This is a genomic window from Curtobacterium sp. 18060 (assembly GCF_902706105.1).
Taxonomy (GTDB): Bacteria; Actinomycetota; Actinomycetes; order Actinomycetales; family Microbacteriaceae; genus Curtobacterium.
Map to the genome: position 1 here is coordinate 13,493 of NZ_CACSJV010000026.1, position 22,914 is coordinate 36,406.

At 65.8% G+C, this 22,914-nt stretch carries 25 protein-coding genes; 6 read left to right on the forward strand and 19 right to left on the reverse strand.

From position 1 onward, the window contains the following. Nucleotides 1-118: 118 nt before the first annotated feature. From GVL05_RS12635 to GVL05_RS12645, 3 genes are read right to left on the reverse strand one after another with little or no spacing between them, the layout of a single operon-like run. Nucleotides 119-931 carry an AAA family ATPase gene (locus GVL05_RS12635; RefSeq protein ID WP_123293741.1) on the reverse strand — a complete coding sequence of 271 codons (813 nt, stop codon included), beginning with the start codon at nucleotides 929-931 and terminating at the stop codon, nucleotides 119-121. Then, nucleotides 931-2,325: a Mu transposase C-terminal domain-containing protein gene (locus GVL05_RS12640; protein ID WP_123293740.1), complete on the reverse strand. Its 1,395-nt coding sequence runs from the start codon at nucleotides 2,323-2,325 to the stop codon at nucleotides 931-933. The genes GVL05_RS12635 and GVL05_RS12640 overlap by 1 nt, the downstream gene beginning before the upstream one ends. A 5-nt stretch (nucleotides 2,326-2,330) precedes the next feature. Continuing rightward, on the reverse strand, nucleotides 2,331-2,933 hold the full coding sequence (locus GVL05_RS12645) for a recombinase family protein (protein WP_123293853.1): 603 nt from the start codon (nucleotides 2,931-2,933) through the stop codon (nucleotides 2,331-2,333). A 577-nt stretch (nucleotides 2,934-3,510) separates the two neighbouring features. Here GVL05_RS12645 and GVL05_RS12650 point away from each other — a divergent pair. Continuing rightward, entirely contained in the window at nucleotides 3,511-4,206 is a 696-nt protein-coding gene (locus tag GVL05_RS12650) for a potassium channel family protein (protein WP_159573341.1), read from the forward strand. A gap of 34 nt (nucleotides 4,207-4,240) precedes the next feature. Here GVL05_RS12650 and GVL05_RS12655 read toward each other — a convergent pair whose 3' ends face one another. The 5 genes from GVL05_RS12655 to GVL05_RS12675 are packed head-to-tail and all read right to left on the reverse strand — an operon-like array spanning nucleotide 4,241 to nucleotide 9,393. Beyond that, nucleotides 4,241-5,602 carry a dihydrolipoamide acetyltransferase family protein gene (locus GVL05_RS12655; RefSeq protein WP_123293738.1) on the reverse strand — a complete coding sequence of 454 codons (1,362 nt, stop codon included), beginning with the start codon at nucleotides 5,600-5,602 and terminating at the stop codon, nucleotides 4,241-4,243. After that, complete coding sequence (locus GVL05_RS12660) at nucleotides 5,599-6,615, reverse strand: alpha-ketoacid dehydrogenase subunit beta (RefSeq protein WP_123293737.1); 1,017 nt, start codon at nucleotides 6,613-6,615, stop codon at nucleotides 5,599-5,601. The genes GVL05_RS12655 and GVL05_RS12660 overlap by 4 nt, the downstream gene beginning before the upstream one ends. Beyond that, nucleotides 6,612-7,703, reverse strand: coding sequence for a thiamine pyrophosphate-dependent enzyme (locus GVL05_RS12665; RefSeq protein ID WP_200849223.1), 1,092 nt, complete (start codon nucleotides 7,701-7,703; stop codon nucleotides 6,612-6,614). The genes GVL05_RS12660 and GVL05_RS12665 overlap by 4 nt, the downstream gene beginning before the upstream one ends. Continuing rightward, nucleotides 7,700-8,296 carry a uracil-DNA glycosylase family protein gene (locus GVL05_RS12670; protein ID WP_159573342.1) on the reverse strand — a complete coding sequence of 199 codons (597 nt, stop codon included), beginning with the start codon at nucleotides 8,294-8,296 and terminating at the stop codon, nucleotides 7,700-7,702. The genes GVL05_RS12665 and GVL05_RS12670 overlap by 4 nt, the downstream gene beginning before the upstream one ends. A gap of 32 nt (nucleotides 8,297-8,328) precedes the next feature. Then, nucleotides 8,329-9,393, reverse strand: coding sequence for a TDT family transporter (locus tag GVL05_RS12675; protein WP_235035965.1), 1,065 nt, complete (start codon nucleotides 9,391-9,393; stop codon nucleotides 8,329-8,331). Nucleotides 9,394-9,545: 152 nt separating this feature from the next. Here GVL05_RS12675 and GVL05_RS12680 point away from each other — a divergent pair, with 152 nt between their 5' ends. Beyond that, nucleotides 9,546-10,466, forward strand: coding sequence for a LysR family transcriptional regulator (locus GVL05_RS12680; protein WP_235035966.1), 921 nt, complete (start codon nucleotides 9,546-9,548; stop codon nucleotides 10,464-10,466). A 47-nt stretch (nucleotides 10,467-10,513) separates the two neighbouring features. On the opposite strand, the gene GVL05_RS12685 is transcribed toward GVL05_RS12680, so the two are convergent. The 11 genes from GVL05_RS12685 to GVL05_RS12735 form a co-directional block, all read right to left on the reverse strand. Then, entirely contained in the window at nucleotides 10,514-10,972 is a 459-nt protein-coding gene (locus tag GVL05_RS12685) for a hypothetical protein (RefSeq protein WP_159573343.1), read from the reverse strand. 63 nt (nucleotides 10,973-11,035) lie between these two features. After that, nucleotides 11,036-11,284: a hypothetical protein gene (locus tag GVL05_RS12690; RefSeq protein WP_123293732.1), complete on the reverse strand. Its 249-nt coding sequence runs from the start codon at nucleotides 11,282-11,284 to the stop codon at nucleotides 11,036-11,038. Between the two features lie 71 nt (nucleotides 11,285-11,355). After that, the gene (ctaD, locus tag GVL05_RS12695; protein ID WP_123293731.1) at nucleotides 11,356-13,113 is read right to left on the reverse strand and encodes a cytochrome c oxidase subunit I; all 1,758 of its coding nucleotides are present in this window, start codon (nucleotides 13,111-13,113) and stop codon (nucleotides 11,356-11,358) included. A 618-nt stretch (nucleotides 13,114-13,731) separates the two neighbouring features. Then, entirely contained in the window at nucleotides 13,732-14,481 is a 750-nt protein-coding gene (locus tag GVL05_RS12700; protein WP_235035967.1) for an ABC transporter permease, read from the reverse strand. A gap of 166 nt (nucleotides 14,482-14,647) precedes the next feature. Further along, a complete protein-coding gene (locus GVL05_RS12705) occupies nucleotides 14,648-14,926 on the reverse strand; it encodes a hypothetical protein (protein ID WP_131845087.1) in 279 nt (92 codons plus the stop codon). 6 nt (nucleotides 14,927-14,932) lie between these two features. Next, entirely contained in the window at nucleotides 14,933-16,276 is a 1,344-nt protein-coding gene (gene eno, locus GVL05_RS12710) for a phosphopyruvate hydratase (protein ID WP_123340877.1), read from the reverse strand. A 136-nt stretch (nucleotides 16,277-16,412) separates the two neighbouring features. Further along, nucleotides 16,413-16,898 (reverse strand): inorganic diphosphatase, encoded by a 486-nt coding sequence (locus GVL05_RS12715; protein ID WP_123293728.1) that lies wholly within the window; start codon nucleotides 16,896-16,898, stop codon nucleotides 16,413-16,415. Nucleotides 16,899-16,930: 32 nt separating this feature from the next. After that, nucleotides 16,931-17,302, reverse strand: a complete 372-nt coding sequence (locus GVL05_RS12720) for a CrcB family protein (RefSeq protein WP_123293727.1) — start codon at nucleotides 17,300-17,302, stop codon at nucleotides 16,931-16,933. Further along, nucleotides 17,299-17,802, reverse strand: coding sequence for a CrcB family protein (locus GVL05_RS12725; RefSeq protein ID WP_235035968.1), 504 nt, complete (start codon nucleotides 17,800-17,802; stop codon nucleotides 17,299-17,301). The genes GVL05_RS12720 and GVL05_RS12725 overlap by 4 nt, the downstream gene beginning before the upstream one ends. After that, entirely contained in the window at nucleotides 17,799-18,545 is a 747-nt protein-coding gene (locus GVL05_RS12730) for a 2,3-diphosphoglycerate-dependent phosphoglycerate mutase (protein ID WP_123293726.1), read from the reverse strand. Before GVL05_RS12730 ends, GVL05_RS12725 begins: the two co-directional genes overlap by 4 nt. After that, a complete protein-coding gene (locus GVL05_RS12735; protein WP_123293725.1) occupies nucleotides 18,542-19,048 on the reverse strand; it encodes a universal stress protein in 507 nt (168 codons plus the stop codon). The genes GVL05_RS12730 and GVL05_RS12735 overlap by 4 nt, the downstream gene beginning before the upstream one ends. 358 nt (nucleotides 19,049-19,406) lie before the next feature. On the opposite strand from GVL05_RS12735, the gene GVL05_RS12740 reads away from it, so the two are divergent. From GVL05_RS12740 to GVL05_RS12755, 4 genes are all read left to right on the forward strand, one after another. Then, a complete protein-coding gene (locus tag GVL05_RS12740) occupies nucleotides 19,407-19,850 on the forward strand; it encodes a hypothetical protein (RefSeq protein ID WP_123340876.1) in 444 nt (147 codons plus the stop codon). Nucleotides 19,851-19,958: 108 nt separating this feature from the next. Further along, entirely contained in the window at nucleotides 19,959-20,558 is a 600-nt protein-coding gene (locus GVL05_RS12745; protein ID WP_123293723.1) for a DUF305 domain-containing protein, read from the forward strand. A gap of 52 nt (nucleotides 20,559-20,610) precedes the next feature. Further along, nucleotides 20,611-21,807 carry a permease gene (locus GVL05_RS12750; RefSeq protein ID WP_200849224.1) on the forward strand — a complete coding sequence of 399 codons (1,197 nt, stop codon included), beginning with the start codon at nucleotides 20,611-20,613 and terminating at the stop codon, nucleotides 21,805-21,807. A gap of 106 nt (nucleotides 21,808-21,913) precedes the next feature. Further along, entirely contained in the window at nucleotides 21,914-22,507 is a 594-nt protein-coding gene (locus GVL05_RS12755; protein WP_123293721.1) for a substrate-binding domain-containing protein, read from the forward strand. Nucleotides 22,508-22,914 lie beyond the last annotated feature (407 nt).

The following is a 22,914-nucleotide window of genomic DNA, read 5'->3' on the forward strand; positions in this document are numbered from 1 at the left end:
CCCGGAATCTACGTCCCGCTACTACCCCGTCCAACGAGTTTCGCTACGTTCTCTTCATGGGTCCTCGTTGTGAGCGGCAGCGCCTCATGGCCCGGTTCGGGCATCGTTCTTTGGCTTGTTAGCTGACGCCAATGACAAGAGTGCTGCGGGCGGCTTCGATGACGTCGTTGGTGATGACGTCGAGTTCGTTGATGCGGAGCACGCGTTGGATCTGCGGGAGGAGTCGTTCAAGGAGGCGGAAGTTACCGCGGGTGATCCGTTCGATGGCGGCGACGGCTTGGGCGTCGGTGAAGTCGTCAGGGTCGAGGGTGTGGCCGAGCTTTCGCCACTGGCGTTCGAGGACGAACAGCAGCTCGTCGTGGCCGAGTGGGCGGTACTGGTGTGCGAAGCCGAGACGGCTGTAGAGCTGCGGGTAGTGCGCGAATTGCTTCTCGATGCCGGGCATCCCGATCAAGATCAGCGCTGTGCCTGTGCGGTCGTACTGATCGCGGAGCCACTCGATCGCGGTGGCGGTAAGCCGTTCCGCTTCGTCGACGATGACGAGCTCGAGCTGGGACGGTGGTTGACCGTGGCGGTAGCTGACGGTGTGACCGATGAGTCGGAGGTGTTCCTCGACGAGGATGTTCGTGTGGCGTAGGTCGTAGTCGAGCTGGTCGCGAAGGGACCGCAGGGAAGCAGCGACCTGCGGCGTGTAGAAGACGGTGCGCGCTCGGTGGGCAGCGGCGTAGACCTTGAGGTCGCTTTCGGATCGAGGACCCCATTGCTTGATGAAGGGTCCGATGAGGTCCCAGTGTGCGTAGCGGCGGGCCGAGAGCGTCTTGCCGACGCCGGCGGCGCCGAAACAGATTCCGATGGTCTGTTGCTTGCGAACGGCGTCGGCGAACTCCGTGAATCGACGGTGTTCCTTGGTGACGACGAACTGGTTGGGCATCACTGGTCCTCCTCGTAGGTACGGAGCCTCCGTCGGCGCTGCTGAGATACGGGCTCGGACGGTGGCTCCTGCGCTGGCGGATGTTCGACGACAGCGATGCGTTCTTGGATCTGTCCGCGGAGCGCTCGGCGGTGCGCGTTTCTCGCGGCCTGGATCTGTTTGAGGGAGACGGTTTCGCTCTGGTGTTCCGGGTTGACTGCGGTGCAGAGGTAGATGTTGCGGTGGAACACGCGGATCTCGGTGATGTCTCGTGGGTCGTAGCGGATCGTCACTGTCGCCCCGACGAACGGTGCCAGTGTTGGTGACGTGTAGCGAAGGCCCTGGAAGCGGATGCCGTCGCGTTGCACGATCCGGGACGCCGGCACGGTCAGGAGAAATCCGTCGAGCTGTTCGAGGGAGTCGGGCATGCGGGCCAGCCAGCCGCCAGCGATCCATGCGTCCACCGGGGACTGTTTCGTTTCCCGGTGAATGCGAGTGTTGTAGCGGCCGATGAACGCCACGACAGCCGCATCGAGGCCAGCGAGGTCGAGGACTGGTGACGGAGCGGGCGTCTTCGTCGTCAGGTGGCCGGGCAGGCCGGTGAGCAGTTCCGTGTTGACGGTGCCAAAGAACCGCTCAATCTTTCCGCGGCCTTGCGGTCGACCGACTGCGGAGTGCACGATCCGAAGGTGCAGTGATCCGGCGGTTGCACTGAGTCGGTGGCTGGTGAAGTCGGACCCGTGGTCGACGTAGAGCACGTTGGGGATGCCGCAGATGGGCCAATCGGGTTGGACCTTGTGCCAGATCGCCTGCCGGAGAGCGAGCGCGGTGTTCGCCGCCGATGGCGCACCGAGGAACACCAGATACCCGCACACCGCTCGGGAGTAGTCGTCGAGGATGACGGTCAGCCAAGGACGAGCCGGCCTCCCGTCCGGGCCGACAATCAGGATGTCGAGCATCGTGTGATCGGCCTGCCAGACCGCGTTCGGCTGGTCCGCTCGACGCCGGAGGAGCAGCTCGTGTTTATCCCGGTACGATGCAGGCCCGTCGAGCGCCAGGGTCACCATCCCTGGGTCGAGAGCGCGCACGATGTTCTGCACGGTCGAGTACGACGGTGCATCGGCGTCGCGGCCAGCGCAGCGCTCGACCAGGCGCCGGTGGATGGTGGCGATCGAAGGTCGTGGCCGGGTCAGGGCCAGTGCCTCAACCAGAGCCACGAGATCCGGCGATGTGCGCCTGACCCCACGATCCAGGCGAACACTGTCGGAGAGCGCGTCGTAGCCGCCTGTTCGGTAGCGGGCGAGCCACCGCGTCAGGGTCCGACGCGGCACACCCGTTGTGCGGACGAGCTCGGCAAGCGGAATCGCGTCATCGACATGCAGTCGAAGGATTCGCCACCGCTCGTCCGCGTCCACGGTCGCTACATCGACGGGGAGGGCTTGGTGCGTCGAGCGGTCATGACCTCGGTGTGCTTCGCGAGCGTGCGGTAAATGGTCGTCCTGCTGACTCCGAGGACGTCTCCGATCTGCGCGACGGTCATGTCCTGCTGCTCGTACAACCGGCGCGCCGTTCGGACTTGGTCAGAGGACAGCCGCGGTGGACGCCCGCCGGTGCGGCCACGGGCGCGAGCCGCAGCAAGGCCGGCATTGGTGCGCTCCTTGATGAGGTCCCGTTCGAACTCCGCCAGGGCCGCGAACACGTGGAAGACGAGGCGGCCGCCGGGCGAGGTGGTGTCAATGGTCTCCTGCAGCGACCGGAATCCGACACCACGGTCCGCGAGGCCGTGCAGCTGGTCGATGAGGTGCCGGATCGAGCGCCCGAGTCGGTCGAGACGCCAGACGACGAGTGTGTCGCCGGGGCGGATCTGGTCGAGGAGCTTGTCGAGTTCTGGTCGGTGCTCGAGTGACCCAGACATGGTGTCGACGAATACGCGGAAGCAGCCGGCAGCGTTCAGCGCATCGACCTGCAATGACGCGTCCTGGTCGGTGGTGGATACACGCGCGTACCCGAGGAGGTGCCCCATGAAGAGAACGTAGCGAAACTCGACCAGGAGGGGTAGAGGCGACACGTAGATTCCGGGACTGAGTTCCGCTACAAGACACGCCGTCTCGCATATTGCCGGAGCGTCGGTTCGGACAGTTGTAGCGGAATGGTTCGTTATCGGCACATAGCTAGATCCGGGCTTTGCAGGGAGCCGCTGCGGGTGGTGCTCTCAACGATGGCGTCCGTTTGCCGGTGACGGGTGTGGCGTTGCCAGGACGGGGATGACGCGGGCGCAAGCGTGGAGGGTGAGGTGTCGCATGACGCTGTCGATGGCCATACCGCCGCTGGCGACCACGGCGCGGAGTTCGGGGAGCATCTCGAGCAGTCCGGCAAGTGAGCGACGGCCGCGCCCGATGTCGTCGGGTCGGACGGGAATCGGTGGTTCCCGCGAGGTGAGGGTTAGGCGCAGGATCTGGCGTCCCAGGAGTCCGGTTTCGGGCGGCCCGCTCGGAGCGGGGGTCGACGTGGTCGCGGGGAGGTCTTCGGTAGGTGCTGGCTGAGGCGAGGGGCAATATCGTGCACATGTGAGGTGGACACAGCAGCGGTGGGAACGGGTAATGCGGTGGCCGCTTGCGATCGCGGCGGGAGCGTTTCTTGCTGCGTATGCGGTGGAGGTGCTCGCCGATCATCACGGCCGCAGCGCGTTCGTGTCGGATGTTGTGATCAACGTCACGTGGGCGATGTTCGTGGTGGACTACCTCCTGACGCTCCTGTTGGCGCGTCATCGTGGTCGGTGGTTCGTGCACCATCTGGTGGACCTGGCCGCTCTTGCGTTGCCGTTCCTGAGGCCTTTACGGCTGTTGCGGCTCGCGCAGCTGTTCCGAGTCCTGCAGCGGAGCACCGGGGCTGCCGTTCGCGGGCGAGTGATCGTGTACGTGATTGTGACGACAGCTTTGCTGGTGTTCGTGTCCGCGTTAGCGATCCTCGATGTGGAACGGCATGCCGACGGCGCGACGATTGTGTCATTCGGGGATGCGCTGTGGTGGGCGTTGGTCACGATCACGACCGTTGGGTACGGTGATCTGACCCCGGTGACCGAGACAGGTCGGTTGATCGCCGCGGGAGTGATGATCAGTGGCATCGCGCTGCTGGGTGTAGTTACCGCGACAATCGCGAGCTGGATCATTGATCAGGTCGGTCGACGTGACGACGAAGCACAGATCGCGACCCGGCGTGAACTACGTGAACTGTCTGCCGAGATCCGGTCGCTGCCGGAGGAGCTGCAGCAACGTCGACCGCCGTCGGGTGAATGATTCCCTGCCACGGTGTCCAGATCGTTCCGTGGCGTCATAGTAAGAGTGAGATCGGGTCTTCAAGGAGGCTGGTGAGCGTCTGTAGGTATTGAGCGGCGAGGGCGCCGTCGATGACGCGATGGTCTGCGGAGAGCGTGAGGCGGATCCTGTGGCGGACGACGAGGTTGCCGTCGTGTACGGCAGCGTCCGCCGTCGCTGCTCCAACGGCGAGGATTGCGCTTTCGGGCGGGTTGATGATGGCGGTGAAGGACTCCGCGCCGAACATGCCGAGGTTACTGACGGTGAACGTGCCGCCGGTCATGTCGGCGGGTTGCAGTTTCCGATCCGCCGCACGGGCGCTGAAGGATCGGCTGGCGGCGCTGATGCTGCTGACGCTTCTGGTGTCGGCATGTGTCATGACCGGGACAACGAGGCCGGCCGGCGCGGCCATCGCGATCCCGATGTTCACTGCAGTGTGCTGCGTGATCGCAGGATCCGGGTCGTCTTGGTAGGAGACGTTGATGGCCGGGTGCGCGGCCAGGGCGAGGGCTGCGGCCTTGACGATGAAGTCGTTGAGGCTGACTTTCGCGGTGTCTTGTCTGATCCGTGATGCGTTCACCATGGTGCGCAGATCAATGAGGGCGTCAGCGTCGGCGACGGCGGTGACGGTGAAGTGCGGAATGGTGCGGGCGCTCTCGGTGAGTCGGCGAGCGATCACCTTCCGCGTCCCGGTCATCGGCGTCGTCACGTCCGCGTCGGTGTCTTGCTGATGGTGTGTGGAGGCGCTGCCAGGCACGGGGAGCGTTGCCGTCGACGGGACATCGTGCTCTAAAGCTGCAGCACTCTGGTCCGCGTCGATGATGGCTTCGACATCAGCCCTGACAAGGCGGCCGCCGGGGCCCGATCCGTGAACGGTGGCGATGTCGACGTGGTGTTCGCGAGCGAGTTTGCGTGCCAGTGGGGACGCGAACGCGATGTGCTCTGCCGGCGCGGGTATGCCTTCGGAGCGTTCACGCTGTTGCGGCTCCACGGGGGGATCTTCCGATGTGCGTGCGGGGTGGTCGTGCTCGGATGATGTGTCGAACGCGGGAGCGGGGACGAACGTTGGAGTGGTCGGCGATGTGTGCTCATCGGCGGGCGAGTCCGCGCGTTGGCCATCCGCCGGGCTGAGCGCGGGGCCGGAACCGTCGTCGAGCGTCGCGATGGGAGTCCCTATCGCAACGTTCTCTCCTTCGGGAACGAGGATCTCCGTCAAGGTGCCAGCGTCGTAGGCTTCGTATTCCATGGTGGCTTTGTCGGTTTCGATCTCGACGAGGATGTCGCCGACTTCGACGATGTCGCCGGGGTGCTTGTGCCAGGCGGAGATGGCGCCTTCTTCCATCGTGTCCGACAGCCGCGGCATGGTGATCTGGATCATCGGGACGTTCCGTTCCGGTCGGAGGCGCGCCAGCCGACCGCGTGGAGGGTTTCGTGGACGGCGGTAATCGCGTCCTCGAGCGCGGGAAGGGCCACCGTTTCGAGGGGCTTGGCGTATGGCAGGGGAACTTCGGCCATCGCGACGCGGCGGACTGGTGCGTCGAGGTCGTCGAAGGCGCCGTCGGAGATCGACGCGGCAAGCTCCGCGCCGATGCCGTAAGTGAGCCAGTCGTCTTCAAGGACGACCGCGGCGTGGGTCTTCCGCACGGAACGGATCACGGTCTCGCGATCGAGTGGGCGGAGGCTTCGCAGGTCGATGACTTCGGCGTCGATGCCGTCCTCGGCGAGCCGTGTTGCTGCTTGCCGCGCCAGGTGCGCGGTGCGTGAGTAGCCGATGAGCGTGACGTCAGACCCGACGCGGCTGACAGCGGCGCGACCAATTTCGACGTCGTCGACGTCATCGGGTACGTCGTCCTTGATGTTGTAGAGGGCGAGGTTCTCGAGGAACAGCACCGGGTCGTCGTCCCGGATCGACGCACGCAGGAGCGTACGTGCGTCCGCTGGGGTGGACGGTGCGACGACTTTCATACCGGGTACGAACGCGTAGTACAGCTCCACGTTCTGCGAGTGCGTTGCACCGAGCTGTTGACCGCCGCCACCTGGTGTGCGGATCACTAGCGGTACGCGGCTCTGCCCGCCGAACATGCCGTAGATCTTCGCGGCGTGGTTGACGATCTGATCGAGTGCGAGGAGGGAGAAGTTGATGGTCATGATCTCCACCACCGGTCGCAGTCCGAGCATCGCGGCACCGATCGCGGCACCGGTGAACCCTTCTTCCGCGATTGGGGTGTCGCGGACACGGCGTGGCCCGAACTCCTCGAGCAGCCCCTGAGTGATTTTGTACGACCCTTCGAATATCCCGATCTCTTCGCCGAGCAGGAGCACGTTCTCGTCCGCGAGGAGTTCCTCGCGGAGCGTCATCCGGAGCGCGTCCCGGTAGCTCATCACAGTCATCGGGTCTGCTCCTGACTTGTCGTGGCGGGATAGTTCGTGTCAGTGGGCGGTGGGAACAGCGGCTGTGCAGGGAGCCGGCGCGTGTCGTTCGGGACCGGTGTGGCGTAGGTGTAGTCGAACAGGGTGCTGGGGTCCGGGTGGGCGCTGTTCGCGGCGTAGTCCGCTGCCGCGGTGGCTGCAGCGATGGCGGCGGCGTCCATGGCGGCGGCGGCATCGTCGTCGATGATCTCTGCGGCGATCAGCGCCGCCCGGTAGGCGGCGACCGGGTCGTGCTCGCGGAGCGCTTCCGTTTCGCTGTCGGTGCGGTACTTCGCCGGGTCCACCACCGAATGGCCTTTCAAGCGTTCGGTGGTGAGTTCCAGCAGGAACGGCTCATTTCGACGCGCTGACGCGAGTGCGCGGGTCATCGCTTGCTGCACGGTGACCGGGTGCAGCCCGTCGGCGCGTTCGGCGGCCATCCGGTAGGAGGCAGCGCGCTTGTACAGTTTCGGTTCCGCGGAGGCGTGTTCGACGGTCGTGCCCATCCCGAGCTGGTTGTTGATGATGACGTACACGATCGGCAGATGCCACAGCGCGGCGAGGTTCAACGACTCGTGGAACGCGCCGATGTTCGTCGTCCCGTCTCCGAGCGTGCACACCACGACCTCGTCGCCGCCGCGGTAGTCGATCGCGAGGGCTGCCCCGGTGGCGAGCGGGATTTGCCCGCCGACGATCCCATAGCCGCCGAGGAGCCTCGCGGTGAGGTCGAACATGTGCATGGAGCCGCCCCAACCACTGGAAACCCCGTCGACGCGGCCGTACAACTCCGCCATCACCCGGTTCGGGTCGATTCCGCGGCCGATCGCGTACCCGTGCTCCCGGTAGTTGGTGAACAGGTAATCCATCGGCTGCATCGCGGTCGTGATCCCGGCGACCGCAGCCTCCTCGCCGAGATTCAGGTGGCAGTATCCACCGATCAGGGCTTGCGTGTAGGCGCGGGCGGCGCGTTCCTCGAACCGCCGCACTCGGAGCATCAAGGACAGCAGCTCAGCTTGTTGCTCTTCGGGGATGTTGTCGGGCTCTTGCGTCGGCGTTGTGCGGGAGGTCATAACGGTCTGCTGCTCCTTTGCGCAATTGCCCATCCGACCCGTAACGCATTCACGGCGCGGAGGTGTTGTTCGGCCCGGTGCCGACCGTTGGCCGGTGAGGGGTGTGGCGCGGCGATCACCGGTAGCACAGTCGGGGCGTCTGTCATGGTGAGGTACCGCATGACGCCGTCCAGCGCCGTGGCTCCGAAGGTGACGATCGCGGCCAGTTGCGGAAGCGAGGCAAGGAGCGTCGACAGCGCGGGGATGCTTTCCACCAGATCTGCTCGCGTGGGTCTTCTCGCGAGTTCCCACGGCACGATATTCCACCGCAGGTACGCCGTACGCGGCAGCCCAGATTCCGCACGCGCGCGCCTGAACGCAGCCACTGTCGGGCCGGGATTGTCCTCGCTGCAGATCGCACCCGCGCCGACCGCGATCGTGGCGGGACCGGGCGATTCCATCAGCACCAGGACCTGGGATTCGACCCCACCGGAGTGAGCGTCGAAGCCCGGCACGAATCGCCTGGTCCCATCCGGTGCGAGCCGCCACATCTCCGCCAACCCGTTCAGCGACCGAACATCCGCCGGTGCGAACGTCCGACCGGTGTCGCGCACAGCGGCGGCAGCATCACGTGGTGATCGCCGCATCAAGCTGGCTTCGGGGGCGCGAGGAGGGTGCCGCGGATGACGGAGCCGTGGAAGGTGCGGACGGCAACAGTGATCCACGCGGCGACGAGGCCGGCGTAGTACAGGACGGCGAGGCCAGCGACGACGGTGAGTCCGGAGTGCAGGGCCAGGCCGTTCAGGCCGGTGACGCAGGTGCCGACGGGGAACGTGAACGACCACCAGGTCAGGCTGAACGGGAGGTGCTGCTTCGCGGTGCGGATGGTGATGGCGAGGGCGATGACGGTCCACAGCAGCGCGAAGCCGAGCATCGCGAACCCGTACACCAGCGCCACGACCAGCAGGGCATGCGCGGTACTCGCATCGACAACGGTGGGGGCGTTCGAGGCGAGGAGGTTCACGGCGGTGATCGACTGCCCGACCGGCCCGAGGACGATCCACAGAGTCGGGACCATGCCGGCGGCGCCGACCTTGTGCTGCGCGAGACGGTTCCAGATCAGGGTGATCACGACCAGGGACGTGATGAGGCTGAGGCCGAAGAAGCCGTAGCAGGCCCACAGCAGCGTCTCCCGTGCCTGTCCGGCGGGGGCGTAGGACAGGAGGAGCGCTCCGGTGGAGGCGGACACCATCGGCGGGACGATCGGCATCAGCCAACCGCCGAACGCGGAGTCGGGTTTGTTCTCGTGGCGGGTGAACGCCAGGTACGGCACGAGCACTGCCGTGAGCAGTCCTCCGATGGTGCCGATGGTCCAGAGGACCCAGTCGATGGTGACGGCGGCGGGGAGGCCGATCCAGTCCTTGCCGAGCAGGATCGTGCCTGCACCGACGGTGAGAAACGCCATTGGCGGGGCGCCGTAGAAGTGCGAGATGACCGGGTGCAGGTGGTGCTTCGCCGCGGTGTCCCGGTAGCGCACCCAATGCAGGACCGTCGCGATGGTGAGGGCGATGAGCAGGATCGCAGCGATTGCCCACACCACCGTCGCGCCAGTGCGCAGCCCTGGGAACTGCAGCGGGAGTGATGCAGCGGCGACGGCGACGATGCCGGTGCCCATGATGGATGCGAACCAGTTCGGAGTCAGGTTCGACACGATATGCCCTGGCCGATCGAGCTCTCGGAACACCGTGCGCCGCTTTGGGGCACCGTGCCGCTTGGTCGTGCTGGGTGCCGGTGCGGTCTGGGTGGTCATGCAGGCAGTCTGACCCCGACCTCGGGCGGGGTGGAACCACGAACTGTTTCGGGGTGGCACAATCATGGTTTGTGAAACGTCGTGTGACGGACCGGAAGCTGGATCTCGACACGTTGGACGTGCTGCAGCGTGTCTCGGAGTCGGGCTCGTTGTCGATGGCTGCGAGCCAGTTGGGCATCACTCAACAGGCGGTGTCAGCGCGGATTGCGGCGGCGGAGCGGATGGTCGGGGTGCAGCTGGTGGTGCGTTCCTCGTCGGGTTCGTGGCTCACCGATGCTGGGGCGACGGTGATGGAGCTTGCCGCACCGGTGTTGGATGCGGCAGCACGATTGGAGGCAGGTGTGCATGCACTGCGGCTGCCATCGGGCACGATCACGGTTGCCGCGTCGCAAACGATCGCGGAGTTGATGTTGCCGGAGTGGTTGTTGCGCTCCCGTCGTGCGGCGCCGGAGATCAGTGTGCGCATGTTGGCGGGGAACAGCACCGACGTGATCGGGTACGTCCGCACCGGCGCCGCTGACATCGGGTTCGTTGAGGGGCCACACACGCCGGTGGATCTTCATGCGATGCCGGTTGCGGACGATGAGCTCACGGTGGTCGTTGCGGCAGAGCATCCATGGGCGTCAGCGGCGTCTGTGACGGCGGCGGATGTCGCCGCGACACCGCTGCTGGTGCGCGAGCAGGGATCGGGCACGCGCGCTGTCGTGGAAGGGTGGTTGCGTGACCAGGGGTTGACGATGGTGGAACCGGCGGCGCAGCTTGATACCACCGCGGTGATTCGCGCGAACGTTCGCTCAGGCGTGGCGCCGGCGGTGATGAGTGTCCGTTCGGTACGTGCGGATGTCGACGCTGGGGTCCTCGTGCGGGTCCCGGTCGATGGCCCATCACCGCTTCGGCGGTTTACCGCGATCTGGTCGACGCCGCCATCAGCCGCGACCGCGGCGTTCCTGCACACCGCAACCCACCCGGTGTAGTCGTCTGCTGGCGAACCGGAGCTGGCGGCCACGGCTTCGCGGGGTTGTCATATTGCGCACGCGTCGTTCCATTCACGGAATGGTGTGTTGGGGTTGGAAACGTCGATGATGGCGTTCGCTGCGGATCGCGGTTCGTCTCGTTGCGTGAACGCCTGCGCGGCTCCGACATCACGGATGGGCGCGCGGACAATGCCGGTACTGGCCCAGATCGTCCAGTCCCAGAGCCCTCGAGCGGGCACTTGCAACAGTCCCCATCCGGTCACGATGAGCACGTCCGCTCCTACCGGGTCGCTGCGGAAGGGAATCGCCACATCCGCTCGTGCTCCCATCGCGGTGATGACCGAAGTGATCGTCTCGTGTTGCACGGCGTAGCCAGCTGCAGTGACCGCGTCACCGAGCGCCGTCGCAACCGCGTGCACGGCGTCGACGGAATCACCATCGACCGCGATGATCGATCGCCGGCCGGCGTACTGCGTGCTCCACTGATGCACCACGTCGCGGTACACGCTGGCGATGGTGTGGGGGGGTCATTGGTGCTCCCTTATGTGGCGGCGGGTGTCGGGGACGGATCAAACGGCATGCAGCAGCGGAACGAACAGTGCTGCGGCAGCGATCAAGACGACGAGGGAGACGCCGGTGAGCAGCAGCCGCTTCTGCCGGCGGGGTTGCCCATCTGGTGCGTCGCCCCACACGCTCGCCCGGACGGTGATCTGGTGCGCATCGCCGACCAGACGGCGGATCGTCGGATCGGACAGGTCCAACAGTCCGTTGCGGGCATTGGCCGAGATCTGCGCAGCTTCCCGCATGCTCATCGACATCCGCGACACGCTCCGATCACGTTCCGCGTCGTTGGCACTGAATCGTCTGCGAGACCGACTCGTCCGTTGCATCAGAACGTCTGCCCGTTCTCGTCGCCAACCTGCTTGACAGAATTGCCATGCACCACGGGGCCATCCGGAGCATCTGTGAATGGGCCGCGCCCGATCGGGATGCCAGCCTCAGGGTGATTCAGGTCGAACGCCGGGGACTCCGACCGGATCCTGGGGATCGAGGTGAAGTTGTGTCGCGGCACCGGACACTGGGTTGCCCACTCGAGGGAGCGACCGTACCCCCATGGGTCATTGACCTGCACCTTGGGTGCCTTCCGAGCCGTGATGTAGATATTGAACAGGAATGGCAGGAATGAGATCCCGAGCAGTATCGACCCGATCGTGGAGACCTGGTTCAGCCAGGTGAACCCGTCCTGCGGCAAGTAGGTCGCGTAACGGCGGGGCATGCCGATCACGCCGAGCCAGTGCTGCACGAGGAACGTGGTGTGGAACCCGAGGAACAGTAACCAGAAGTGGATCTTGCCGAGCCGTTCGTTGAGCATCTTCCCGGTCCACTTCGGCCACCAGAAGTAGAAACCGCCGAACATTGCAAACACGACGGTGCCGAACACGACGTAGTGGAAGTGGGCGACGACGAAGTAGCTGTCGGAGAGGTGGAAGTCCAACGGCGGAGACGACAGGATCACGCCGGTAAGGCCACCAAAGGTGAAGGTAATGAGAAACCCGACAGCCCAGAGCATCGGTGTTTCGAATGTCACCGAGCCGCGCCACATGGTGCCGATCCAGTTGAAGATCTTCACCCCGGTCGGGACTGCGATCAGCATCGTCATCAGTGAGAAGAACGGCAGCAGGACGCTGCCGGTGACGTACATGTGGTGTGCCCACACGGTCACCGACAAGGCTCCGATAGAGATGGTGGCGTAAATCAGTGTCTTGTAGCCGAAAATCGGCTTTCGGCTGAACACGGGCATGATCTCGGAGATGATGCCGAAGAACGGCAACGCGATGATGTACACCTCGGGGTGCCCGAAGAACCAGAACATGTGCTGCCACAGCAGCGCTCCACCGTTGGCGGGATTGAAGATCTGCGCGTCGAAGACACGGTCGAGGCCGAGGCCGAAGAGGGCAGCGGCCAATACCGGGAACGCGATCAGTACCAGCAGCGCAGTTACCAGGACGGTCCAGGAGAAGATCGACATGCGGAACATCGTCATGCCGGGGGCACGCATGCAGATGATGGTGGTGATGAAGTTGACCGACCCGAGGATTGATGCGAATCCGACGAGGATGAGCCCGAACACCCACAGGGTGCCACCGAGGCCTGGCGTGAAGGTCGTGTCCGACAGTGGCGCGTACGCGGTCCACCCGAACGATGCTGCACCCTGCGGAGTCAGGAAACCGCCCACAGTGATGAGGCCGCCGAACAGGTAGATCCAGTACGAAAAGGCGTTCAGTCGGGGAAACGCGACATCCGGCGCGCCGAGGTGCAGCGGCATGATCGCGTTCGCAAAACCCGAGAACAACGGTGTCGCGAACAGCAGCAGCATGATCGTGCCGTGCATGGTGAACAGTTGGTTGTACTGCTCCTTTGTCGCCACGATTTGGAGGCCCGGTTCGAACAGTTGCGCGCGGATCACGAGGGCCATGACGCCGGCGAGGAGGAAGAACATGAATGAGGTCATCATGTATAGGTAGCCGATGACTTTGTGGTCGGTGGAGGTGATCCACCGGACAATGATGTTTCCTTTTGCGCCGGTCCGGGGCGCATCGAACACGGGCACCCCGGTGTCGGTGGTGCGCGGGGTTGTGGCGGTCATGAGCTGCCTTTCGACATGCAGTGCAGAGACTGGTTGGGCGAATTCTGCCGGCTCGCTGGGGTCACACGAATAGGACGGCAGCGATCAGGCACGCACTGGGGCTGGCATGAGCCCAGCAGCGCTAGCAGGCTGGCGGTGACGCACCCGGGTCGTGGCATGTGACTGCACCACCTGCTCAGCTTCGGTGACGACGTCGGCGACTGCCTGGTCGTGCATGTCGAATGCATCCGTCGCGACGTAACACCGGCTGCGAGCCGTTCCGTTGAGCGGTCCACCCGAACGTTGATTGGGGCGCATCAGCATGGCTCTCCTGTTCGTGGAAGCGTTCCTGCCGATCTTCCTCGCCGCTCGGGCGGTCGGCAACGGAGATTCGGTTGTGACCACACAACGGCGTGTTGTGTGCGGCGGCGGTTGCGACGCGCAGCGGGCGACTTCCATGCCACCGAGCATCATCGGCACGGTGCACTGGTCGGCACGGTGCACTGGTCCGTGTCGTGGTGTCAGCTCGGCGGAACCGGGCCGGGGTTCACTCGAGCGAACCTGCGTCGGGAGGAAGGGGCGGCGGCGGACTGAGTTTCCTCTGTGCCGGCTGCCGGTGCCGCGCGGGATTTCCGGGTGTCAGCGTGGTCGCGTGGGGCGGGTTGCAACGGGAGCGAGCCAGGCGGTGAGTGCGGTGGCCACGATGCTGCCAGCGCCGATGATGACGGCGAGGACGACGATCTGGAATCGTCCGGCCTCGATGGGCGAAACCCCACCGAAGACCGCGCCGACGAACGCTCCGGGAAGCGTGACCAGCCCGGTCGTTTTCGTCTGGTCCACTGTTGGCACCAATGCTGCGCCGATCGCTCGGCGGACCTGGTCGACGGTGGCCTGCCGTGGCTGCGCTCCAAGGGCGAGCCACCCTTCGACTTCGTCCCATCGGTCATCGACGAGTTCGACGAATCGCCTTCCGGATAAGGTCGAGATCGTCATTGTGTTCCCGATCACGATGCCTCCGATCGCGAGAACGTATCGCGGGGTGAGCGCGATGGCCCCGGTTCCGAAGACGAGTACGCCGGCGACCATGATTCCTGCAGCCATGCACGTCGCGACTGGGACAATGCGAGCGCGGAGCGTGCCGAGCCGTCGAGCTGAGGTAATGGCCGCGACCGTGAACATCACCAAGAGCGCGATGGTGATCAGCGCCGGCGAGCGGATGATCCCTGTCAGCAGCACGCTGATCGCAGCCAACTGCAACACCCCCCGCCCAACTGCGAATGCTGGAGCCCACGGTGAGGGTGCGCGCACTGCCAGCAACACCGCCGCCGTAACACCGACGAGAGTGACCACGCCGACGAGAGTGCGGACGGCTTCATCGGAATTGATCAACTCGCTCCTTCCACCGGCGGCCGCCACGCGCTCAGGTTGCAGGCGTACCCAGATCGGGAAGAAAAGAAGGTGTGTCCGGCCAAGGCGCGCGTCCCCTTGCCCTCGGGCAGGACCGCCCGCCTGAGCATCGTTGATTCGGTCCGCCGGATCGCCGGGAGCATGCCGACTATTGGTCACCGCCCTGTCTGCCAAAGTCGACGAGAAAGATGAAGATGCGTTGCCCATCACGCATCTCGTGCGTCATCTCCCGGATCGTACCGATCTGACCATCGCGCGTGAGCGCCTGCTGCAGCGCCGGGACCTGCACAAGATGGTTCACGTCTACGTCGAACCACTCCACATGGTGCGCGTCAACATCGGATGCCATCCAGTCATCTGCTGGTGCGCTTCGGTCCCACCCGTACTGATGCGTCTCCACTGGAGACCATTTCACGATGCGCTGCATTGTCGCTCACCGCTGCCCGATCAAGCCGTAGGGCAGTCCCGGGTGCTGCTCGGCGATTTCGGTGAGCCGGTTGTACTTTGCGACCCGTTCCCCGCGGGCGGGTGCGCCCGACTTGATCTGCCCAGTACCGGTTCCGACGACGAGGTCGGCGATGAACGTGTCCGTGGTCTCCCCGGAACGGTGGGAGACCATGCTGGCCATCCCGATGCTGGTGGCGGTGGCGATCGCACCGAGGGTCTGGGAGACCGTACCGATCTGGTTCGGCTTGATCAGTGCCGCGTTCGTCAGGTGTTGCTCGCCGCCGTCGCGGATGCGCTGGGGGTCGGTGACGTAGAGGTCGTCGCCGACGGTCTGGATCCGGTCACCGAGCGCCGCTTGCATGCGGCGGAACCCCTCATGGTCGTCCTCAGCGAACCCGTCTTCGATGCTGCGGATCGGGTACGTGTCGATGAGCTGCCGGTAGTAGTCGACCAGCCCGTCCCGGTCGAGGCTGTCGTCGAGCATCCGGTACGAGCCGTCTCCGAGGGAGAACTCGTTCGCGGCCGGATCGAGGGCGATCGCCACCTGGTCGACGCCCGGCTCGTAGCCTGCGGCGCGGATCGCGGTGACCAGCAGGTCGAGCGCTTCCTCGGGTGCAGCGATCGATGGTGCGAAGCCGCCCTCGTCGCCGAGGCCGAGGCTACCGAACCGGTCCCGTACCAGGCCCGCGAGGGCGTGGTAGACGTCCGCGCCGATGCGGACAGCGTCGGCCATCGTTGAGGCGTTGACGGGGGCGATCATGAACTCCTGGAAGTCCAGCTTGTTCGCTGCGTGCGCGCCGCCGTTGAGGACGTTGAAGTGCGGGACCGGCATCCGCGGCGTCGAGCCGGTGATCTCGGCGATCCACTGCCAGAGTGGGAGGTCCGCGGCGTGTGCGAGGGCCCGGGAGGCGGCGATGGAGGTTGCGACGACGCTGTTCGCGCCGAGCCGGCGGTACCCGGTGGTGCCGTCGAGTTCGGCGAGGGCGGCGTCGACCTGTCCGATCGCGGACCAGGACCGGCCGGTGAGCAGGCCCGCGATGTCGGTGTTGATCAGGTGGAGCGCCTGGGTGATGTCGCGGCCACCGAACGCTGTTCCGCCGTCGCGGAGCTCGACGGCTTCGTGGGCGCCGGTGGATGCGCCCGCGGGGGCGTCGCCGGTGACGGTGCGGCCGTCGTCGAGTTCGAGCAGGACGCGGACGGTCGGGTAGCCGCGGGAGTCGAGGATGCGGGTGCCGTGGACGGCGTCGATGGTGACGGGGTGGTCGCGGTGGGTGACGTACTCGCCCTGGTGGGCTCCGTGGTGGTGGATGCCGCTGATGTAGTCGTTCATGGTGACGCTCCTTCTGGTCGGGTCATGCGTCGTGGTCGTGCGGATGGAAGGGAAAGCCGCGGGGAGGCGGAGGGGACGACCTGCTGGCGATCACTCAGCGCCAGTGCCTCCCCGCGGCGGTCAAGGGGCCCGTGGATCACGGGTGTCGGGTGTGGGCTTCCTGTGCGGTGCGGATGACGGCTTCGGCAGCAGGACGGTTGGCCCACCCGTTGGTGGTGACGTGCTTGCCGTGTTCGATCTCCTTGTAGTGGGAGAAGAAGTGCTCGATCTCGATGAGGGTGTGCTCCGGGACGTCGCTGATGTCCTGCAGGTCTTCGAACCGGTCGTCGCCGGCGGGGACGGCGAGGATCTTGTCGTCGCCGCCGTTCTCGTCGACCATGCGGAGCATCCCGATCGGCCGGACCGTGATGACGACGCCCGGGAACGTCGGTCGGGGCAGCAGCACGAGCGCGTCGAGGGGGTCGCCGTCATCGCCGAGCGTGTCATCGATGGAGCCGTAGTCCTGGGGGAACACCATGCTGGTGAACACGGCCCGGTCGAGCCGGATCCGGCCGGTGGTGTGGTCGACTTCGTACTTGTTGCCGCTGCCGCGGGGAACCTCGATCGTGACGTCGAACAGCATGGGAAGGCCCGTTCCAGGATGTGGGGTGGCGGTCACAGCAGACCGCCAAGGAGGATGCCGGCGATGGCTGCCGCGACCGAGAGGACGAGCATCCCGAGACCGTTGACGGCTGCGGCGGTGATCCGGCCGCTGCGGGCGAGGCGGACCGTTTCGAAGTTGGCGGTACTGAACGTGGTGTAGCCGCCCATCACCCCGGTGCCGAGCACCGCCACGGGGGCTGCGCCGAGGTGACTGGCGGCGCCGACGATGAGCCCGAGCAGCAGCGACCCGGTGATGTTGATCGTCAACGTGCCGACGGGGAGCCGGAACTCCCGGCCGGTGTTGATCAGCCCGTCGAGGAGGAACCGGCCGGCAGCGCCCACGCCGCCACCGGCCGCGACCGCGAGGAGGATGCCGGCGTTCATGCGGACACCGTCCGGGGGCGGAACCAGCCGGCGACCACCAGTCCGACCGCGGTCGCGATCGCACCGGCTATGACGGTCAGTAGCGCGTACCCGGTGCCGGCGAGACCGTGGCCGGTGAGGAACAGTGCGGCGGTGGACTCAGCGAGGGTGCTGTAGGTGGTGAAGCCGCCGAGCACTCCCGTGCCGAGCAGCAGACGCAGGACACGGCGGCGGCCCGCGTCGGGACCGCGATGCGCCAACGCTTCCAGGAGCACCCCGAGCAGCAGCGCTCCGCTGATGTTGATCCAGAAGATCGACCAGCTCACCCCGCCGTCTGCTGGGAGCAGCGCACTGATCACGTCGCGCAGGAGTGTGCCGACCGTGCCACCGACCGCGACGAGGCCGACGTACCGCCACCGCAGGTGCACGGGCCGCATGGCCGTTGCGGGGTCGGAGACGTCCACATCCGGGTCGGAGGGGAGCTGATCATCGGGCATCGGGGTGTCCGTTCGGGTGGTCATGTTCCGCCTTCTGCCGCGACCAGCGCCGCGGCGTGGTGCGCTGCTACCGGATCCAGGAACGCCCCACCACGCGGGACGAGAGCACCCGTCGGCGTAAGCTCATACTGCAGCGGCTGCCCCGTGGGCAGGTTCAGTGCGTGCAGTTCCGGCTCCGTGAGGTCGTCGATGCACGCGCACATGGCGCGGAGCGAGTTGCCGTGCGCGACGACGAGGACGCTCCGACCCGACCGCACCATCGGTAGAAGTCGGTCCTGCAGCACGGGTCGGACCCGATCGATGACATCGGAGAGGGCCTCGGTGCGTCGGAGGGCAGCGTCTGACAGGTCGCGCAGCGCGGAACTTGACCGCAGCGCCGTCCACACTTGCAGGGACATCGCCGGTGGTGCGCCGTTCCGGGACCTGCGGATTCGGGTGTATTCGTCGTCGCCGAGCGTTCGGCGGGCATCGGTCTTGGTCATCCCGGTGAGTGCGCCGTAGTTGCGTTCGTTGAGCTGCCAGACCTTCTCCGTCGGGATGGCGATGCCGAGGGTGTCGAGGACCAGTTCCGCAGTGTGCACGGTGCGTTGCAGCGTCGACGTGAGCACCTGGTCCGGCAAGATGCCTGCTGCCTGCAGGAGCCGCCCCGCGGTCACGGCTTGCTGGACACCCTCGACGGTCAACGGTTCGTCGCGGAGGCCGGTGAAGGTGCCGGCCCGGTTCGCGGTGCTTTCCCCGTGGCGCAGCAGCACCAGCCGGCCCGTCACGACGCATCCCACGGCAGGGCGCTCTCGAACCCGACCGGAGCGTGTGGGACGACCACGACGGGACGGTGCTGCTGGTGCGTCAGGCGGGCGGCGACGGAACCGTTCAAGAACTCCGCAACCCGGCGTCGGCCCGTCTGCGACCCGACGACGATCATTACCGCGTCACGTTGCTCCGCCACCGCCGCCAACGCCCGGCTTGGATCTCCAACCCGAGTGAGGATCTCCACCCGGACCGACCGTGCTGCAGCGAGATCGTGGATGACGGCGACGTCGCGGTCGGGCAGCTGCTGCGGTTCGGTGTCCGCCGTGTCCGGATCGATCGGTTCGATGATCTCCGAACCGTCCCGACGAGTTCCTGCGTTCAGCAGCGCCGGATCCACCGCAACACACACTACCGACGCACCGAAATGCTTCGCGATCAGCGTGGCAACGCCGACAACGCTCTCTACCTGCCCGGACTGTACGCCGGCAACGATCGTGCGGGCGGAGTCTGCCTCGACCATGTCTTCTCCCTATCTCGGGCACGCTGACGCGCGCCGTGCTGAGATAGGGACTGTTGTCGACAGGTGTCGAGGTTGGGTCCGGCAAGCCCCACTACCGGGTCCGAAGACACCACCAGTATGCACCCACCACCACGCACCACGCACCACGACAGGAAAGTCCCTCCGGCTTCTGCGGAAGGGGTACGGCCTCTGAACGGTACGGCCACGCGACGCATACCCCTGTGCTGATCAATCACCCAGCCGCCACAGACAGCACATACCCCCAGGGGGTACAGTGCCATTAAATCTACCTTGCACTGTGACGTGCTCAACGCTGCAGCTCGACACTCCGACACTCACCGACCTGATCGAAAGACTGATGCTCACCACCACCGCCTCCCCGCGTCGCCGGCTGCTGTTGCAGGCCGTAGCGACGTTGGCGCTGCTGCTGCTGGTCGGGTTCACGGTCCTGATGCACACGATGGCCGGCCACGAGCACCCGATGGCAGCTCCCGCCGCCACCACCGAGCACGTCCATGCCGTCGCAAACCGCCACGGGGAGCATGCCGCTCCCGCGGCCGCGGTGCTGACGGTCCTCACCGACGCCGGCTGTGACAGCGGCCTGTGCGCGCTGATGTGCTCGCTGATGGGGATGGCGTGCGCGCTGACGATCGCCCTGTTCGCATGGGCGCTAGTGCGCGCACGGACCGGCGGCGTCCTCGCGCTGCTGTCGCGACTGCTTGCGCTGGCTGACCGGCTGCCGCGCCACATCGCAGCACCGAAACCACCGTCACTGACGGCACTGCAGATCATCCGCATCTGATCCTCCCCCTGCGGGACCACACCGCCGCAGGGCGGCTCCCGCATGCCCAGAACCGGGAGGCATCCGCCTGCCCGGACCAATTGACGCATACACGGGAACGGACCTTCCATGCACACCACCACGACCACGCGCATCCTCGCGATCGCCGCCTCGCTCACCCTCGGCCTGACCCTCGCGAGCTGCTCCACCAACAACAGCAGCTCCGACGCGGGCTCGTCCGCCTCGTCGAGATCGGCCGCGTCGGCGCACAACGACCAGGACGTGATGTTCGCGCAGATGATGCTGCCGCACCACGAGCAGGCCGTCGAGATGAGCGACGTGCTCCTCGCCAAGGGCGACGGTGTTGACCCCAACGTCGCCACCCTGGCGAAGCAGATCAAGGCCGAGCAGGGTCCGGAGATCACTCAGCTCACCAGCTGGCTGCAGGGCTGGGGTGAGCCCACGGAGTCGGAGCACCCTGGGTCGGGGCACTCCATGTCCGGGATGATGTCCGATTCCGACATGACCGACCTTGACCAGGCATCCGCGAAGGACGCCGGGAAGCTGTTCCTGCAGCAGATGGTCCAGCACCACGAGGGCGCCGTCGATATGGCCAGGAGCGAAGTCGACAAGGGCAAGAACACCGACGCGGTCGCGATGGCGAAGTCAATCGTGTCGAGCCAGACCGAGCAGATCACGCAGATGAAGGACATGCTCGCGTCCAAGTGACCGGTTCTTCCCCGTTCGTGACCACCCTGTCGCGGCAGAATATGCCCGCGACGTGAAGAAGCAGGTGTATATGTTCGTGATCAACGCAGTCGGTGACGCCCTAGTAGCAGCCGGCTCGATGGGGTGGGAGATCCTCTGGCCCCTCATCCTCGGCTTCACCCTCTCCGGCATCATCCAAGCCGTCGTCCGCACCGACCAGATCACCAAGCTCATGCGCGACGACTCCCCCCGAGCGATCAGCGTCGCAACCGGCCTGGGCGCACTGTCCTCGTCCTGCTCCTACGCCGCCGTCGCCCTCGCACGGGCGCTCTTCCGCAAGGGCGCGAGCCTGTCGTCGGCCATGGCGTTCGAGGTCGCCTCCACGAACCTCGTCGTCGAGCTCGGTCTGATCCTCGCGTTCGTCATGGGCTGGCAGTTCACCGCAGCGGAGTTCGTCGGCGGACCGCTGATGATCATCCTCATCGCCCTCGGGTTCCGGCTCTGGATGCGCGGGAAGATCGTCGACGCCGCCCGCGAACAGGCCGACAAGGGCCTCGCCGGCGCGATGGAGGGCCACGCAGCCATGGACATGTCCGTGCAGGGCGACCAGGGCTTCTGGCGGCGACTGTTCTCGAGGCCCGGGCTCACGAGCGTGTCGCAGTACTTCGTCATGGACTGGGCATCCGTCATCCGCGACATCGTCATCGGCCTACTCATCGCCGGCGCCTTCGACGCCTGGGTCCCGAAGGCGTGGCTGCAAGCACTGTTCCTCGAGGGACACCCGACGCTCGCGTTCCTGATCGACCCGCTCATCGGACCGATCCTGGCGATGGTGAGCTTCGTCTGCTCCGTCGGCAACGTCCCCCTCGCAGCGGTCCTCTGGAACGGTGGGATCAGCTTCGGCGGTGTGATCAGCTTCATCTTCGCCGACCTGATCATCATCCCGATCATCATCATCTACCGGAAGTACTACGGCTGGAAAGCAGCCCTCCGCATCACCGGGATCTTCTACGGCGCCATGGTCCTCGCCGGCTACGCCGTCGAACTGCTCTTCACCCCGCTGCACCTTATCCCCACGAACCGGCACCTCACCATCGTGACGACCTCGATCAGCTGGAACTACACCACCTGGCTCAACATCGTGTTCCTGCTCGTCGCGGCGTTCCTGCTCGTCGTCTTCACCCGCAGCGGCTCATGGCCCATGCTCCGCATGATGAGTGACCACCCCGATACCCACGACCAGGCAAACGCCAAGCACAGCCAGCCCTGACCCGACCGGCCACGCCGACAGGGCAAGCTAGGCCACACAGCATTGTCGGAATCACGCCACAAAGCGTTCCCAGCCACATGCGAACCCCCGCGGCGTCCTGTCCTTCATGCCCTTCTCCGCCAAGGAGCAGGAGATCATGCGTTCGCGAGGGGTACAGTTCATCGCATCTTCCCCGATCAACACGGACAGCGGAGCCAATCAAGAGATCGGCAGGCTTCAGGTGCGTCACCTTGTCGAGAGAGGGCATCGCACCATCGCCTTCGCCCGCCTCCGCGACGCACGCCAGGACGTCTTCGGCGACGAGCGCGAGTCGGGGATTCGCGACGAGTGTCGAGACCAGGGCTTGCCTGAACCGACGATCGTGCGCCTCGGCGTGGACCGAGATGAGGCGTTGGTCGCCCTGGACGCTCTCCCGTCGGCTCCCGTCGGGATCGCCTGTTACAACGATGACGTTGCGACCGCACTTCTGTCGGCGGCAACCACTCGGGGCCGCCAGGTTCCGCAGGATATCGCTCTGATCGGCATGGATAACACGCCGATCTCGCAAGTCATCGTGCCCCGCCTGACGACGATCGACTACCCAGCATCCGAGGCCGCCCACCTCACGGTCGCCGGGTTCCTAGCCGCGCTGACGGGCGAGCCGATGCAGGAATCGGATCTCCACCTCGACATCAGGGTCGTAGAGGGCGCAACCACATAGCTGCGGCATCGGCGGTGACCTCGCCCCGCGGCACGTCGCACGCTGCCCGACGCTCGGACCCTTGACGCATCATCATCGGCCCGTCAACGTCGGTCTCGCCGACGCTTCAGTTCGGCTGCTACTTCCGATCCTCGAACGACTCGGTCCCCTCCGCCGAGACGAACGGCCTCCGCCGATCAGACCGACCCCTAGGCGGGCAGACCAACTGGGGAGGACGCCGACGAAAGTCCCACCCTCAAACGAGGCGGTTGCGCGCAGAGCCTGTCGCCGAACGGTCCTCGCGACATCCTCGGTGAGCAGGCGACCGTTTCCGCGAACAATCACGGTTGCTCGGCGGACGACAATCAAGACCATCGCGGCTGGAGTATTAAACACTGTCACGAAGCTCGTCGCCGGGGCAAGAAACG